This window comes from Terrimonas ferruginea DSM 30193, from assembly GCF_000425585.1.
GTDB classification, from domain to species: Bacteria; Bacteroidota; Bacteroidia; order Chitinophagales; family Chitinophagaceae; genus Terrimonas; species Terrimonas ferruginea.
On sequence record NZ_AUDS01000008.1, the window covers coordinates 90,670 to 106,947 of the forward strand.

Genomic DNA, 16,278 nt, shown 5'->3' on the forward strand with positions numbered 1-16,278 from the left:
GCCCGGTAAGCCCGGGGCGGCGCGGCTTTACAGCTCTTTACGGAGACGTGCCACAGGAATGTTCAGTTGCTCGCGGTATTTGGCTACGGTGCGGCGGGCAATATTGTAACCTTTCTCCTGGAGCATTTCGGTCAGTCGTTCGTCACTCAGCGGATGTTTTTTGCTTTCTGATTCGATCAGATCGCTCAATATCTTTTTCACTTCACGTGTGGACACTTCTTCACCACTTTCCGTGCTCAATGATTCACTGAAGAAGAATTTGAGACGGTAGGTGCCGAATTCCGTTTGTACGAACTTGCTGTTGGCCACACGGCTGACAGTGGAAATATCGAGGTTTGTTTTTTCTGCAATGTCTTTCAGGATCATCGGCTTGAGGTTGGTCTCGTCGCCGGTGAGGAAGAAGTCGTGCTGGTGATCCATGATCGCGGTCATCGTCGACAGCAATGTATGCTGGCGTTGTTTGATAGCATCGATGAACCATTTGGCTGCGTCGATCTTTTGTTTGATGAAAAGAACGGCTTCTTTCTGACGTTTATCTTTTTTGGCACCACGGTCGTACTCCTTCATCATATCGCGGTAACCTTCGCTGATGCGAAGCTCGGGAGCGTTGCGGCCGTTGAGCGTAAGTTCGAGTTTACCGCCGTTGTTGAGAATGAAAAAGTCGGGGACCACATAGCTTTCGGCTTTGTTGATCTCGCCGATGTTTCCGCCGGGTTTGGGGTTGAGTTTGATGATCTGCTGCATAACGGCCTTCAGTTCCTGGTCGTTCAGACCAAGACCACGCTGGATTTTTTCGTAATGCTTCTTGGTAAACTCATCGAAATATTTTTGAATAGCGAGGATCGCTGTGTCAACATCCTTGCCTTCTTCTTTCTGACGGAATAATTGCAGAAGCAGGCATTCCGGAAGATCGCGGGCGGCTACGCCGGGGGGATCGAATTGCTGGATCCTTCTGATCAGCCCTTCTACTTCTTCTTCGGTGGTGGAAATATTCTGGCGGAAAGCGAGGTCATCCACGATCGCAGGAGTTTCGCGGCGGAGATAGCCGTCTTCGTCGATACTGCCCACCAGGTGCTCGGCAATTTTTTTCTCTTTTTCGTCGAGGTTCAGCAGTCCGAGCTGATCAAACAGCATATCATAAAAGCTGGTTTCCGTTTTGAACGGAAGTTGCTTTTTTTCGTCGTCTTCGGGATAATTATCGTCCCGCATTTTATAGTCGGCTACTTCGTCGTCACCTTCGTGAACATATTCGCTTACGTCGATGTTATCGTAATCATCAGTGCTGCCGTCGGCTTCGGAATCGTATTCGTCCGCGTCACTGAACTCGTCTTTCATATCATCGTGCGAGTCTTCATGCTTTTCCTCGTCGAGTTCGAGTGCGGGATTTTCTTCCAGTTCTTCTTTAATCCGCTCTTCGAGGTTTTGCGTAGGTACCTGCAGCAACTTCATCAGCTGAATTTGCTGTGGGGAAAGTTTCTGCAGGAATTTCTGTTGAAGGGATTGACTTAGAGCCATCTATATAATAGTTGAACCGTTATAAAGGCCTAAAGTTTCCAAAAATTCGGCCAATTAGCAAAAATCAGGCCGTAAATTTACAAATAAATCATTTAAAAGATGGTGCAACGCATTTGTGGGTTACTTGTTGTCCTCTTATGGGTATCAAACGGGGAAATTTTTTCACAGAATTTACCGGGAAGCGCCCCGTTTTCCCCGAATGCAGGCATTTCGGTAGTCCGTCCTGTGCAACCGGATTCGTCGCTGGCATTCAACCGGTTGTTTGTATCCTACCCGCTTTTTTCACCTTCTTCTGTAGCGGGGAAACCTGCCAGCCTGCCTTTTTTCTGCCGGATTGAGGCGGCTTTTGAGCAAAAAACTTCCCTCCCGCTGCGTGTGCGGCTCGGATCGCTGGCTTATACTGATTACCTGGAGAAGAAGTCGGGCACCAATCCGCGGATCCCTTAAAGTGCAGCAGGCGTTACGCGCTGCGGCAGCCAGGGCATCGGCGGAATCTGGGCAGGCAGCCGGTAATAATTGTTCTGCAGGCTGTCGTTCCAGCCATTGGGATTGCGGTTGAAAGATTTACTGCTGAAATAAATACTTCCCTGCACGTTTTTTTCCTCGCGTAATAACTGGATCTGCCTGGGCAGTTCTTCCGGATTTTTCCAGGCCGCGCTTTTTTCTCCCGCGCGATAAATACCATGACCGATATAGACGTGCCGGCCATAACTGTGATCGGCCCACCATTTCACCATTTTTTCGTACGCGATAAACTTGTTACCGATTTCTAAATACAATTGCGGAGCAACGTAATCGATCCAGCCTTTGCGCAGCCAGAGGAGAATATCGGCGTACAGGTCGTCGTAATTGGTTTGTCCTGCTTTGCTGTCGCTTCCCATCGGATCTTTATCACCATTGCGCCATACGCCGAAAGGTGAGATGCCGAATTTGCAGAAAGGTTTTTCCTTTTTGATGGCACTGTCGAGCTTGCGGATGATCGAATCCACGTTGGCACGACGCCAGTCATCTTTGGATAAAGTAGAACCTGATTTCATATAGGCAGCGCCATCAGGAAACTCCTGGCCAGCGATGCGGTAAGGGTAGAAATAATCGTCCATGTGGATGGCATCCACATCATAACGCTTAACGATATCGGCAACAACGGTCACTACAAAATTCTGTGCATCGTTATTCGACGGATCGAAATAACGTTTGCCGCCATAATCGAGGAACCAATTGGGTTTAAGTTTGGTGAGATGTGTTGGCGCGATGGAGGAGCCGCCAATTTTGAAATCGGCGCGATAGGGATTGCACCATGCGTGAAACTCCATTCCGCGTTTGTGTGCCTCCTTGATCATGAATTCCAGCGGATCATAAAAAGGAACCGGAGGTTGTCCCTGTTTGCCGGTAAGCCATTGGCTCCACGGTTCGTATTGTGAAGGATAAAAAGCGTCTGCTGCGGGCCGCACCTGTACAATCACGGCGTTCATGCCATTGCGTTTGTGCATGTCGAGCTGGCGGATATATTCCGCACGTTGCAGTTCGGGGTCGGATACATTCCTGGGAGGCCAGTCGATATTATCTACAGTAGCAATCCATACACCTCTGAATTCGTAAGCGGGCAATTGGGCATGCGTAACCGGTCCGGCGAAGGATAAACATAAGGCGGCAAAGGCACAGACGATAAGTTTCATTCGTTCAATGTTCGGGGCAAGAAGTTAAAAGGCTAAAATAGGTCAATTTGCCAAGAAGCGGGTGAGAAGAAAAGTTAATGCGCGGGAAGGAAAGGCGGAAGGTTTAAGGTGTAAGGCCCGACACTTCGGGCCGAAGCTTCGGCCATAAGTATTAAGTATTAAGTGTTAAGTATTAAGTAAAACAGCCATTGACGATTCACGATTGACCATTGACCATTCACCATTGACCATTCACCATTGACGATTCACGATTGCCCATTCACGATTGCCGGTTCACGCGGATCTTGTCCAGCAAATCGCTCAACAGTCCTGCTTCTTTCTGCGTGAGATTGCTGAGAATATTATCGATCTCATCCTGTCGTTCATCCATTTTTTCGAGAAGGCGGCGGCCTCTTTCGGAAATGAGAATATCCACCAGTCTCTTGTCCTCGCGACAGGTGGCTTTTTTGGCCAGGCCCTTGATCACCAGACGGTCGACAATGCGGCTGGTATCGCTCATTTTATCCAGCATGCGTTCGCGGATCTGGAGCGTGGAAAGTGGTTGCGGATAGCTGCCGCGTAAAATGCGGAGAATATTGAACTGCTGGGGAGTAATGTCTTCGCTTGCGCAGAAGTTTTTGATTTGCTCCATCACCCATCCATAAGTATAAAGCAGATTGATAGACGCTTTCTGATATTCGTTGTTGAAACTGCTTTGCGAAATGTCGTTACCGATGCCCATAGGCTGTTTTTTAATAGAAAATTGCCGTTAAACAGTGGCAACCGCTTTCAGTTGGGCGGCCAGCTTAAATATGGCAAACAAATGGTGTGCCTCATGCAACAGGAAAAAGTTGAGGCATTGCACCAAATTCATTTCTCCGTAAGTTTTATGAACCCCTTTTTTAGCCAGGTCATATTCGGCAAAGCCATTCAGTTCGGCGGCCATGGACTTGCGCGTGCCGAGCAATTCGCGCATCACGTCCACAGTGGTCTTGTTGCAGATTTCGGGAAAACACGGATCTTCTTCGGCCACATACACTTCAAGTATGGGCGCATCGCCGTCAAGGATTTTTTTGATCCGGTCGATCATCACGTGCTGGTAGCAGGAAAGGTGGGCGATGTGTTGGAAAATGGACCATTTACCCGGAATTACTTCCTGGTGTACCTGGTCGTCAGACAGCCCGTCAATTATATCCAGTAATGACTTGTGCTGGTATTGCAGCCGGGTTGAAATGGATGAAGGCATTTGCATATACAGTGATTTTGGTGGCCGCCTCTCTTAAATATCGGAAAATATTTTAAAACAAGGCGGCGGCTACTGTGCTATCCCCACACGCGCGTTCCTTCGCTGCAGTTGGCACAGATATCTATTTCTTTCCGTCCTTTCAGCAACTTGGTGCGAAAGGTGCGGTAAACGGGGCTTTTCCAGATTTCGCGGAAGCTCTGTTGTTTGAGATCGCCCATGCGGTGAGAGGCGTCTTTGTCAAAACAACACGGAGCCACCAGGCCGTCCCATGTAATAACAGGATCATGCCAGAGGCGCCAGCAATGATTGGAGAGCTTTCCTTTGAATTCGTAGCCCTTGCCGGTCTTGCGATACCGGCTGAATCGGTCGAGGGTAGGGATTAAACGGTTGGGGTCGTTTTCATAGTCATAGATCTGGGCGGTTTTCAGCCAGACGTCGTCAACGCCAATCTCTTCGGCCAGTTGGCGGACTTCATCGATCTGGTGTTCATTGGGCTTTACAACGAGAAATTGAAAGATCACAAAAGGTGTGCTGCTTTTCATTTCGCGTTTGGCCTGAACGATATTCCTGGCACCGGCCAGCACTTTTTCAAGACGGCCGCCTACGCGGTATTGCTGGTATACATCCTGTGTGGTGCCATCGATCGAGATGATCAGCCTGTCGAGACCGCTTTCAACCGTGCGGCGTGCATTCTGTTCGGTAAGATAATGCGCGTTGGTAGACGTAGCGGTATAGATTTTTTTCTCCGAAGCATATTTTACCATATCCAGGAATGCCGGGTTCAGGTAGGGCTCGCCCTGGAAATAAAATACAAGGTAAAAAAGTTCGCGGTGCAACTGATCGATGGTTTCACGGAAAAAATCCCGTTGAAGCATACCTGTGGGGCGGGTGAATGCACGCAGGCCACTGGGGCATTCCGGGCAGCGGAGATTGCAGGAGGTAGTGGGTTCAAAGGAAATGGACACCGGCATTCCCCATTGTACGGGCTTGCCAGTCCATTTGCTGTAATAATAACTGCCCAGCACCCTGGCAGCATTCCAGCCGCGGCGCCAGGTAAGTTTACCCAACATATTCCTCACATCTTTCCTGTTGAAACGGGACATTACCACAAAGATAGCCGCATGGGACCAAATCGCGTCATGCCTTTCATTCAAACAAAAACCCCTGCGGCAAAGCAGGGGTCATTTGTATCAATCCATCCTTAGTATCCAATCAACCATTTAGTATTTTCGAGCCCTTCAGATAGGAGGCTGTAGGATGGTATATAAATAGTACCGAACCGTTTTTGATTGTATTGATGAGTTGCGCGCTTTCCGCAGCAGGCACCGCAGGGCAACCAAAACTTCTGCCCATGTAGGAACCACCCCATTTTTCTCCGATATAATTGGCACCATGCACCACGATTGCGCGCTGGTAAGCGTTATCATTAATACCTTTCTCAATGCCATTTACACGCAGGGAAAGGCCATGCTGTCCCATGTAAGTTTCTCCGGTAATATAAAAACCGAGGCTACTTTGCAGCGATTCCGGACGATTGCTGAAGTTGCTGGCGAACTCAGCTCCCGAATTGCGGCCATGTGCCACATATGTGTATTTAACCAGTTTTCCCTCCGACATATCGATCAGGAAAAGACGTTTGCTGTTGGAAGAGCGACTGAAATCACAAATGGTCAGATAGCCGGGTTCTTCGATGCGGTGATCCTCAAGCATGTGCTCATACCCCCTGACGGCATAACGAAAAGCTTCTTCTGAAAGACCTTTGTCGTCCAGATCGAGCGAATCATAAAGCGCATTGAATACGGCTTCGTTGTTTTTTGTTTCGGGAACCGGTTTTTCTGCTACTGAGGCGGAAAGTGTTCTGGAAGAAGCAGGCTTTACAAGGGGCAACCAGGCCAGACCTGCAAGGGAAAAAATTAATAATAATAGTGATACCGGATGTAGTTTTTTCACAGGTTGATGTTTTAGAGGAATTGGTATAACGTTAGCGGGTACAAAGTTAGTATATGCAAAAAGGGATACTGTTAAAAAAACCTATAAGAAAAAACAGAACTGAAAAAAGTTTATTGGTGTGCGTTACATTACATATTTTATTTAATTTTAAAACATAACACGCTATATGAGGGAAAAAGGTTGATTTCAGAGCGGAACTCATCAGAAAAGGATTTGATTTTTGACGAACCATGTTTTTTTATTACCTTAGAAATTAAAGCCTTATCCCGGTTTCTACTCTTCTGCACTCGTCCCGTTACTCCACCTTGCAATGAGTGATGGCAGCCTCACCGGTATGGCCCTGCTAACCTTTGGATTGTATTATTTCAACCCGGTCACGGCTGGGAATGACGATTCAAATCATGACGTATTTAGAACCGGATATTGTTCTTCAAAATCAATTTAAACGTTGGTCCTTCCGCCTGGCAGGAGCTATCGTATTGCTTGGTTTGTTGGTACTTGTGGCCTGGCTGCTGGGCCTGGGACAATTATATATCAATGGACGTCTTTTCGTTCAGATGAATCCATTGACCGCCGTATGTTTTATTGTTCTTGCTGCCGCGTATTGGCTGCTCAACAGGCATTCACGCACAACCGGCCCGATGCTGTGCATCCTGGTGGCGCTCGTGGCTTTGTCCAAAGTGATCGAATGGGTGGGCGGCCCGGCTTTGGCACTCGACCAGTTATTGTTTTCAGGACAATTGCGGCAGCATACCCCGCCGAATCAAATGGCTCCCAATACGGCAGCGGGACTGCTCATTGTAAGTGCCGGGCTATTGCTGTTGAATGTAAATATCCGTTCCCGGCACAGGCCTGCTCATTACCTTGCTTTTTTACTATTTATTCTTTCGCTCGCCTCCCTGCTTGGTTATCTCTACCAGGTAGAACAATTTTACGGCATCATGACTTATATACCCATGTCGCTGCTGACGGCACTGGGTTTCTTTTTGTTTTCACTGGTCTTATTTTTTCAGGCACCCGATAAGGGTTTTATGCAATTGCTCACGAACCGCCTGCCGGGCAGCAATACCGCGCGCTTACTCGTGCCTGCCGCCATCATCGTTCCCGCTGCACTCGGATTGATGCGTTTATGGGGCACCTGGGAAGGCGTTTACACACACGAATCTGGCGTGGTATTCTACTCACTCAGCATCACTGTTATTTTTCTCGCCATTATTTTTTATCACACCTACCAGGTTAATCAGCGGGAAGGAGAACGGCTGCGTACCGAAGAAGCCCTGCAGCTCAGTGAGCAGCAAATCCGTAATATTTTTACACACGCACCCGATGCCGTTGTGGTGATGGACAACGATGGCCGGATCGACAAATGGAACAATGAAGCCGAGCGCCTGTTTGGATGGAGTGCGAAAGAAGCTCTGGGACAGCCGTTAAAAGATCTCATCATGCCCGCAGGGCAAAATGCCGATATCATACAATACATCGATGCTGCGCGGATCGCAACGCCTGACGACACCATCGATCTCACGGCAGAAAAAAAAGATGGCTCTTCGCTGGACGTAGCACTGCGCATCTCCCCGCTCCAATTAAAAGATTCGCTGTTATTTGTAGGGTTTATCCGCGACATTACCGAACGAAAGCAGGTAGAAAACAGACTCAAAAGTTTCAACGAAGAACTGGCCCTGCAGGTGCGTGACCGTACAAGAGAAATACAGGAAATATTCGAGCGTGTAACCGACGGCTTCATTGCGCTGGATAATAATTTTTACTTCACTTATGTCAATCAGCGTGCGGGCGAAATACTTCATCGCGATCCGGTGAAACTTACCGGGAAAAACATCTGGGAAGAATTTCCGGAAATGGTGAACTCGCCATCGTTCTTTGCCTATCACAAAGCGCTGGCCACACAACAACATCTTTTTGTTACGGACCAATACGAACCGCTCGGGCTCTGGCACGAAGACCAGATCTATGCGTCGGCAAATGGCCTTTCTGTTTTTCTCAGGGATATATCAGAGAAAATGAAAAGCGAAAAAGCCGTGCGTGAAGCGGAAGCACTGGCCGACAAACTCATCGACAGCCTGCCCGGTGTATTTTATTTCTATAATGCCGATGGAAAATTCATCCGCTGGAACCGCCGGCTCGAAGAAGTAACAGGCTATTCGAGTGAAGAAATTGCCGCTATGCATCCCGTTGAATTATTCCCCGACGACGAAAAGGAATACATCGCAGGGCGTATCAATACCGTTTTTGAAACCGGAGCAAATGATGCCGAGGCCAGTTTCATCAGCCGCACCGGCGAAAGAACGCCTTACCATTTCAAAGCGGTACTGGTCGATTACAAAGGCGGACCCTGCCTGCTCGGGACCGGCATCGACATTCGCGAACGCAAGCAGGCCGAACAGGAACTGAGAGAGTCTGAACAAAAATACAAGTTGCTCTTCCAAAGCAACCCATTGCCGATGTGGATGCTTAGTCTGCCGGACTATGACATCATCGAAGTGAACCAGGCTGCGCTGGTGCAATATCAATATGAGCGTGAAGAATTTCTGGCTCTCGATATCATGAATCTGCGGCCTGAAGAAGACCGCCGCAAACTGGAAGTAGTTACCAACCGCAACTTCCGCGGACTTTATCACGCAGGCGTGTGGCGGCACTCAAGAAAAGATGAAAGCATCATCTATGTCAATATCACCACGCACGATATTATTTATGAAGGAAAACCCGTTCGCCTGGTATTGGCCGATGAAATGACGGAGCAATATCTCGCCGAGGAAAAACTCCGGGATTCCTACGCTTCCATCCGTGAGCTCACTGAATACCTGCAGAACGTGCGCGAAGAAGAACGCCTGAATATCTCCCGGGAAATACACGATGAGTTGGGACAGTTACTGACTGTATTGAAAATGGATGTGTCGTGGATCAACCGGAAAATTGAAGAAGACAATGCACCGGTAAAAAATAAAATCGGGGAAGTGCTGAGCCTGATCGACAATACCGTAACGACCGTAAGGCGCATTGCCTCTGAATTGCGGCCGAGCCTTCTGGATAATCTCGGCCTGCTGGCTGCCATGGAATGGCATGTAGGTGAATTTGAAAAACGCTCGGGAATCAAAAAATATTTATCATTGCCGGAAACGGAAGTGCCGCTGCCGGACCCTGTTAAAATCGGACTGTTCCGTATCATGCAGGAATCGTTGACAAACGTAGGCCGCCACTCGGGCGCTACGGAAGTAACGGTGACACTCACGGAAGAAAATGAAGGCCTGGTATTGGTAATACATGACAACGGACATGGATTTGATCCGGCCAAGCCGCGGAAAAAGACATTGGGGTTATTAGGGATGAAAGAGCGTGCCGAGGTGATGGGTGGTAGTTATGAAATCAGCAGCCGCCCCGGTGAAGGCACAACCGTGACAGTGACAGTACCGGTAACAAAAGAAATTATTGCAACGTGAACCGTTGTTGAAACCATTTATAAGTTATGCTCAAGATTTTAATTGCAGACGACCATGCCGTAGTCCGCAAAGGCCTGAAACAAATTTTGCTGGAGGAATATCCGTCCGCAGAAATCGGTGAGGTAGAAGATGCAGAAAGCCTCATCACCGCGGTTATCGGCAAACCCTGGGATATCGTTATTTGCGATATGAACATGCCGGGTCGGAGCGGACTCGACGCCCTCACGCAGATCAAACAGACTGCTCCCGATCTTCCGGTGCTTATCATGAGCATGTATCCGGAAGATCAATACGCGTTGCGGGTATTGAAAGCCGGCGCCTCCGGTTACCTGGGAAAAAACACGATCCACGATGACATCATCAAGGCTGTGCAGACATTGCAGCTCGGGAGGAAATTCATTACCCCGGCCGTAGCAGAAAAACTGGCCGACGCTTTCGGCGGCAACAGTGAAAAAGCAGCACATGAGTTTTTATCCGACCGCGAGTTTGACGTGTTCAAATTACTGGCTGATGGCAATTCCGTGTCAGACATCGCTTCCCGCCTCTCGCTCAGCAGTACGACGGTGAGTACTTACCGTTCGCGCATTCTGGAAAAAATGAACCTGAAATCCAATTCAGAGCTGACGCGTTACGCCATTGAACATCACCTGATTTAGTAGTTTGTAGTTAAAACACTACACAAATTCCTTACGGCGGCCTACAATTGCTCCGCCCGGCAGCAGGTAATTTGCAAGGAACATCTGACCAGATGTTACCTCGCTATGCTCAGAATACTTATAGCAGATGATCATGCAGCCGTACGCCAAAGCCTGAAGGATATTTTGCTGGAAGAATTTGTTTCCTCGCACGTCGATGAAGCGGATGACACAGATACCCTGCTGGAAAAAATTGCAGACGGCAACTGGGATATTATCGTCTCAGACCTTGATATGCCGGGAGGTGGCGGACTAGCCATGCTAAAACACATTCGTTCTGCCAATAATTCTACGCCCGTTATAATCGTGAGTATGTTTCCTGCCGATCAATACGAGCAAAGAGTGATCGATGCAGGAGCCAATGCATTTCTCGGCAAAGATTTTATCGCAACAAAGCTTTGTCCGCTGATCAGGGAGATCACCGGGAGTGTCAGGTAAATATTGACTTATTGACTCAAACTAAGTGATTCCACCAGACTCAGGCAAGAGTATCCACTAATCGTTTGATTAATGTAGACCTCGCACTACAATCCTGCCAACCCATCCCTACATTTATTTGGTACACATATTGATTTTCTATGATAGGCGGTTGATCTTATTTTGTATGTAAGACTACCTATCATGAAACAACACCGCCTGTTATTAGTAGACGATAGCCAGGTGTTCCTGCAGCGCTTGCATATAATGCTCGCTGAGCTCGAACCTGTTGAGGAGATTCATACGGCGAACAATTATGAACAAGCGCTTTCCGTACTCGACAACACCGGCTGCACCATTGCCTTACTCGACATCGATATGCCGGGACGTAATGGTTTACAATTATTACGCGCTATTAAAAAGCGCGACGAAGATGTATCTGTAATCATGTTATCCAACCAGGATAATGATATATACAGGAAAGAATCGATTAAACGCGGAGCCGCATTTTTTGTCGATAAGACGGCAGAAATAGAGCGTCTCCCTGAATTGATAAATAGTTTTTCTTTTGATATGATTGACGACCTTCAAAAAACCTTACCTTAGTCGCGTACCCTTATGACCAAAACAACGCTGGCGTCTATCCGACAATTAATTGGCGCATCCCATAGTCCTTCGAACCGTTTTCTTTCCGTTATCGACGAAAGTGGGCAGATTATTTGCGCTAATACAGGTATGGTCAAAGGGCTGTTGATCAGCCATCCGAAAACATCCCCGGTTAATTTTCTCGAATTACTTCATCCCGTACATACGGCTGATTTTTGGAAATCGCTGCGCATTGCAGGTGGTGGAGCTTCCCCGGTCATGGAAGTTTTTCTTCGTCATGAACATCCCAACCCGATGCGCTGGCAGTTCAACCTGCTCGATGACGATGGAGGCAGGCGAACTTTTTTATGCGTAGGCCATCCATTGATGGACCGTGAACGCCAGCAACGCTTCAATAAACTTGCCGCCAGTCATTGTCAACTGATCGTTGAAGGACTGTCCGGTATCATCTTCCAGGATCACCAGGGCGAAATCATTGCCGTCAACAAAAAAGCGGCAGCTATTCTCGGCACCAATCTCGAACAATTATACCGCGCCGACAACATTTCACAGTTGTGGGAGACTATGCTGGCCGTAACCGATGATAACGGGCAACGTGTTGCATTCCGCGATGCGCCTTTTCTAAAGGCAGCCCGCACAGGTCTTGTACAGAAACGTACGCTTTGCCTGCAACTACCCAACGGTGATACCCGCTGGGTAATGTTCAATGCACAACCTTTACCCGAAGACAGCGACGGGCAGGCGCTCGTACTTACGAACATTGTGGATGTTACACGCGAACGCCGCCTCTCGGGCAAACTCCGTGAAAAAAATGCCATCATCGACGGCTTCATGAAGTCGACACCGCATCTCTGCTGGATGGTAGATGAAGACACACGTCTTCAATTCGCCAGCGATGCCTTCTTCCGCCTGTTCCAGGCTGACGAAAAAAAATCGATCGGCCGCCGCATCAGTGAAGTGGTACCAAGCGTGGTAACGGATGCCGTTTACCAAAAACACATCGAAGTACTCGAATCAGGTATTCCGGTAGAACTCAATCATAAAGTAAAATGGGCCGATGGAAGCAATTTCATTTGCCATATCAATATTTTTCCGATCGAAAGCAACTCCGCAAAAAGATTGCTTGGCGGCCAGGCTGTGATCATTCCGGATAATGGCGCATTGCAACACGAACTTCACCAGGCCAATGAGCGGCTGCTTCATCTCAGCCGCGCCACCACAGACGCCATCTGGGAATGGGATATGCAGACCGGCAATATGTTCCGCAACGAAACATTGATGGACATGATCGGTTACCAGGTCGATCATTCCCGCGGTCTTTCCTGGTGGCTTCGCCGTATTCATCCCGAAGACCGCAACCGCGTGGCCGATTCAGTACGCGATGCAACGGAAAGCCAGCATCAGTCGTGGCAGGAAGAATACCGTTTCAAATGCGCAGACGGCTCTTATAAGCAAATGCGTGATAAAGGATTTGTAGTATACGAAAATGGCCTTCCGGTTAAAATGATCGGATCACTCACAGATATTTCCTATCAGCGCGAACTGGAAGATAAACTGGCCGACGAAAAGATTCTGCAGCAAAAGAAAGTATCCGAGACGGTGATTCACATGCTGGAAAAAGAAAGAAGCCGCATTGGGCATGAACTGCACGACAACGTAAACCAACTGTTATCTACCAGCAAACTGTTCATCGATGTACTGCAGCCTGCGACAGACCAATTGCAGCTCAAAGAAAAAAGTATCAATTATCTGCTGATGGCTATTGAAGAGATCCGCAATCTCTCCAAAGAACTTGTGGCGCCGCAGATGAACCACGGAAGCCTGGTGGATGCTATTGGCGCATTGGTGGAAGACATCAATCTCGCCGGCAAAATTCATTTTAGTTTTATCAATACGCTCGACGATACCGATGTATCAGTGGGCAAACGCACGACCCTGTTCCGCATTGTACAGGAGCATATCAAGAACATCATCAAACACAGCGGCGCCTCCGAAACCAATATTATACTTGGCGCAACGGACGGGCAGATCCGCCTGCTGATCCGCGACAATGGCAAAGGATTCGATCCCCAACAAACTTATCGCGGCATTGGCCTGGCCAGCATATATGAGCGCACCAAATTCTACAATGGCAAGGCCGATATTCAGTCCATTCCGGGTAATGGTTGTGTGCTGAATGTGAGCATTCCGCTGGCTGATTAGTCAGGGTGGAGGCAGCAGGTTTAAGGCATAGGGCTGACGGCAACGGCCGTTATGATTCCTGCGGCCTATACTTCAGCCTCAACGTCTCCATGGTTCGTGTATACACCTCAACTGTTCGAACGTTTAACCAAAAGTTGCTTTTCATTTTTAAACGTAATGGCGGCGCGAGTATAAGTTGGCGCCCTTGTTGGTCTCCCGACCAACAAGCAAGCGTCAGGTTGCTTTGCGAGGTTAAGGTCAACTTCGGACCTGACTCAAGGATGAGCAGGTCCGTTGGTCTGGAGACCAACGGTGGCGTGATGTCGGATTAACAGGTTTTAAAATCTTCCGAACAGTGTAGTGTGTACCCCGTTGAAAGGCCGGAGTATCGGCCTCAGGGGGGCGCAAGAATATTCACTTATTGACCTATTCATTTATAAAAAAGTATCCCGCCAAAGCGGGACACAGTGAAAAGGACGGCTCGTCCGGTGATGGCCCCTGGACCATACAACGAGCTGCTTGTCCGACAAAGTAACACTCCGGGTTGCATCACCGGAATAGAATCCTTTATCAATAAATCGTCGTTATATATTTACCGTTACGTAGTTATCCTACTACAAGTACCGGTCATCAGATATTCACCTTCTGCCATTTTCCCTTGCGGAAAAGAATAAAGGCTACGACTGCAACAACCGTCTCTGCAACAGGTACGGCAATGAACACGCCGGTTGGGCCCCATGCGAAATGAATGGCCAGGGTATAAGCAAGCGGCACCTGAATCATCCAGAAGCAAACGAGGTTCACCCATGTAGGCGTCCAGGTGTCTCCGGCTCCGTTAAAAGCATTAATCATTACCATACCGATTCCGTAGAAAATAAAACCGGCACTGAGAATGCGTAATGCCTGCACTCCCACCCGACGCACCTCGGGATCATTGGTAAACAATCCAACGAACCAGTGGCCGCATGCAAAAAACAGGATCATTACAACGCCCATGAAGATGACATTATACAACGTTGTCTTCATTACAGACTCCGATGCACGCTGCGGTTGTTTGGCTCCGAGATTTTGTCCAACTAATGTCGCCGCCGCATTACTCAAACCCCATGCAGGTAACATAAAAAACATCATCAGCCGGAGTGCCGTCTGGTAACCGGCCGAACCATGATCACCGCCGGTCTCTGCCACCCATTTCGCCAGAAATATCCAGCTACAGGAAGCAATAACAAACTGAAACACCGCAGGTGCAGACAATTTGATAATGGCACGTATCAGTGAAAAATCAGGTTTCCAATGTTCGAGGCGTACACGCAGTTGCTGGTTGCCGCGGAACAAATAATAAAGCTGATAAATAACACCGATGCCGCGGCCGACGGCGGTAGCAATGGCCGCACCGGTGAGGCCGAGACTACCGAAAGGTCCGTAACCACCCACCAGTACAATACATAAAATGATATTGCATACGTTGGCCACTGCCAGACTTTTCATGGCGATGGCCGCATTGCCTGCACCACGGAAAATACCATTGATCAGAAACAGCAACATAATCACAACACTGCTTCCCATCATGATGCGTACGAAGATGGTTCCGTGTGAAACCACGGCAGGTGAACCACCCATCAGGCGGAGAATATCGGATGCGAATATCATTCCCACAATGCTTAACGTAACCGTTACTGCAATGGCGATGATCAATACCTGCACACCGGCGCGTGCGGCCTCTTCGGGCTTCTTCTCGCCTACTCTCCGCGCAACCATGGCAGTGGCTGCCATACTCATTCCTATTGCCAATGAATAAATAACGGTGAGTACAGACTCGGTAAGACTAACGGTTTGAATAGCAGCACTGCTCTCTTCGAGGTGACCTACAAAGTAAAGATCAACGAGTGCGAAAACAGATTCCATGGCCATCTCCAGCATCATGGGGATAGCCAGCATAAAGATGGCGCTGCGAATACTGACCTGCGTATAATCCAATTCTTCGCCTTTGATAGCGCGGATAATACGATTGAAAAAAGACACAGGCCGGTCCTTATAAATCGATTGAGACATAAAATAACATTGTTGAATAAAGAATGGCAAGGGTCACATCGTGCGATGCGCCGTTGTATTAAAGAAGCATTAAAAAGGGCAGGTTCTGGTTTATAATGGGGGCGAACCTTAGCAGATCTTCATAAGTGTATACTTGAGGGAAGCGAAGCTAAATTGAAACCACGAGCTGTCAAAACAAAATATACCCGGAACCCGGGAATCTCCTACCAGAGGCGGACAAATGCCGACGAGCCGGGTGACGGCATGAGTGGTACAACAAAATAATTTACAGTGATATATGTCTTTACGCTGCGTATAAAATATTTTGCCGACAACACATAGTCGTGAACCGCTGCACCTGTTTATAAAAAAATTCCCTACAAAACAGATAGACAATTGTTTACTATAATATGAAAAGAAAATTTTACTAAAGCATCCCCTTATTATGTTATATCGGAGAAGATATTCACATTTTGGCAAGGTTGGCAACGTTATTGTTTTATGGTGTCAGAAGCTTGCAATCACGG

The 16,278-nt window shown here is 48.2% G+C and carries 13 protein-coding genes; 6 read left to right on the forward strand and 7 right to left on the reverse strand.

Translation table 11 applies throughout. From position 1 onward, the window contains the following. Positions 1–27: 27 nt before the first annotated feature. A complete protein-coding gene (rpoN, locus tag H608_RS0100375) occupies positions 28–1,515 on the reverse strand; it encodes an RNA polymerase factor sigma-54 (protein ID WP_038006565.1) in 1,488 nt (495 codons plus the stop codon). A 99-nt stretch (positions 1,516–1,614) separates the two neighbouring features. On the opposite strand from rpoN, the gene H608_RS0100380 reads away from it, so the two are divergent. After that, positions 1,615–1,962, forward strand: coding sequence for a hypothetical protein (locus H608_RS0100380; RefSeq protein ID WP_028785933.1), 348 nt, complete (start codon positions 1,615–1,617; stop codon positions 1,960–1,962). On the opposite strand, the gene H608_RS20705 is transcribed toward H608_RS0100380, so the two are convergent. The 5 genes from H608_RS20705 to H608_RS0100405 form a co-directional block, all read right to left on the reverse strand. Then, on the reverse strand, positions 1,959–3,191 hold the full coding sequence (locus H608_RS20705) for a glycoside hydrolase family 10-like protein (protein ID WP_051267869.1): 1,233 nt from the start codon (positions 3,189–3,191) through the stop codon (positions 1,959–1,961). The two genes, H608_RS0100380 and H608_RS20705, sit on opposite strands and share 4 nt — an antisense overlap. 259 nt (positions 3,192–3,450) lie before the next feature. Next, positions 3,451–3,912, reverse strand: a complete 462-nt coding sequence (locus tag H608_RS0100390; protein WP_028785934.1) for a MarR family winged helix-turn-helix transcriptional regulator — start codon at positions 3,910–3,912, stop codon at positions 3,451–3,453. A 27-nt stretch (positions 3,913–3,939) separates the two neighbouring features. Further along, positions 3,940–4,422 (reverse strand): DinB family protein, encoded by a 483-nt coding sequence (locus H608_RS23260; protein ID WP_051267870.1) that lies wholly within the window; start codon positions 4,420–4,422, stop codon positions 3,940–3,942. 71 nt (positions 4,423–4,493) lie between these two features. Then, positions 4,494–5,519, reverse strand: coding sequence for an SPASM domain-containing protein (locus H608_RS0100400; RefSeq protein ID WP_028785936.1), 1,026 nt, complete (start codon positions 5,517–5,519; stop codon positions 4,494–4,496). Between the two features lie 109 nt (positions 5,520–5,628). Continuing rightward, complete coding sequence (locus H608_RS0100405; protein ID WP_028785937.1) at positions 5,629–6,366, reverse strand: murein L,D-transpeptidase catalytic domain family protein; 738 nt, start codon at positions 6,364–6,366, stop codon at positions 5,629–5,631. Positions 6,367–6,767: 401 nt separating this feature from the next. On the opposite strand from H608_RS0100405, the gene H608_RS23265 reads away from it, so the two are divergent. The 5 genes from H608_RS23265 to H608_RS0100430 all read left to right on the forward strand — a co-directional run bounded on the left by H608_RS23265 (position 6,768) and on the right by H608_RS0100430 (position 13,741). Next, positions 6,768–9,821: a PAS domain S-box protein gene (locus H608_RS23265; protein WP_162142827.1), complete on the forward strand. Its 3,054-nt coding sequence runs from the start codon at positions 6,768–6,770 to the stop codon at positions 9,819–9,821. Between the two features lie 26 nt (positions 9,822–9,847). Further along, positions 9,848–10,477, forward strand: a complete 630-nt coding sequence (locus tag H608_RS0100415) for a response regulator (protein ID WP_028785938.1) — start codon at positions 9,848–9,850, stop codon at positions 10,475–10,477. A gap of 105 nt (positions 10,478–10,582) precedes the next feature. Beyond that, entirely contained in the window at positions 10,583–10,954 is a 372-nt protein-coding gene (locus H608_RS0100420) for a response regulator (protein ID WP_028785939.1), read from the forward strand. A gap of 183 nt (positions 10,955–11,137) precedes the next feature. Further along, positions 11,138–11,539 carry a response regulator gene (locus H608_RS0100425; RefSeq protein WP_028785940.1) on the forward strand — a complete coding sequence of 134 codons (402 nt, stop codon included), beginning with the start codon at positions 11,138–11,140 and terminating at the stop codon, positions 11,537–11,539. 12 nt (positions 11,540–11,551) lie between these two features. Next, positions 11,552–13,741 (forward strand): PAS domain-containing sensor histidine kinase, encoded by a 2,190-nt coding sequence (locus H608_RS0100430; RefSeq protein WP_081658732.1) that lies wholly within the window; start codon positions 11,552–11,554, stop codon positions 13,739–13,741. A gap of 609 nt (positions 13,742–14,350) precedes the next feature. Here the strand turns inward: H608_RS0100430 and H608_RS0100435 are convergent. After that, the gene (locus tag H608_RS0100435; RefSeq protein WP_051267873.1) at positions 14,351–15,772 is read right to left on the reverse strand and encodes an MATE family efflux transporter; all 1,422 of its coding nucleotides are present in this window, start codon (positions 15,770–15,772) and stop codon (positions 14,351–14,353) included. Positions 15,773–16,278 lie beyond the last annotated feature (506 nt).

Excerpts from the sequence above, each read along its gene's own strand:
- H608_RS0100435 (WP_051267873.1), bottom strand. The coding sequence starts at position 15,772 with ATGTCTCAATCGATTTATAAGGACCGGCCTGTGTCTTTTTTCAATCGT.
- H608_RS23260 (WP_051267870.1), bottom strand. The coding sequence starts at position 4,422 with ATGCAAATGCCTTCATCCATTTCAACCCGGCTGCAATACCAGCACAAG.
- H608_RS0100425 (WP_028785940.1), top strand. The coding sequence starts at position 11,138 with ATGAAACAACACCGCCTGTTATTAGTAGACGATAGCCAGGTGTTCCTG.
- H608_RS20705 (WP_051267869.1), bottom strand. The coding sequence starts at position 3,191 with ATGAAACTTATCGTCTGTGCCTTTGCCGCCTTATGTTTATCCTTCGCC.
- H608_RS0100390 (WP_028785934.1), bottom strand. The coding sequence starts at position 3,912 with ATGGGCATCGGTAACGACATTTCGCAAAGCAGTTTCAACAACGAATAT.
- H608_RS0100430 (WP_081658732.1), top strand. The coding sequence starts at position 11,552 with ATGACCAAAACAACGCTGGCGTCTATCCGACAATTAATTGGCGCATCC.
- H608_RS0100420 (WP_028785939.1), top strand. The coding sequence starts at position 10,583 with ATGCTCAGAATACTTATAGCAGATGATCATGCAGCCGTACGCCAAAGC.
- H608_RS0100400 (WP_028785936.1), bottom strand. The coding sequence starts at position 5,519 with ATGTCCCGTTTCAACAGGAAAGATGTGAGGAATATGTTGGGTAAACTT.
- H608_RS23265 (WP_162142827.1), top strand. The coding sequence starts at position 6,768 with ATGACGTATTTAGAACCGGATATTGTTCTTCAAAATCAATTTAAACGT.
- rpoN (WP_038006565.1), bottom strand. The coding sequence starts at position 1,515 with ATGGCTCTAAGTCAATCCCTTCAACAGAAATTCCTGCAGAAACTTTCC.
- H608_RS0100380 (WP_028785933.1), top strand. The coding sequence starts at position 1,615 with ATGGTGCAACGCATTTGTGGGTTACTTGTTGTCCTCTTATGGGTATCA.
- H608_RS0100415 (WP_028785938.1), top strand. The coding sequence starts at position 9,848 with ATGCTCAAGATTTTAATTGCAGACGACCATGCCGTAGTCCGCAAAGGC.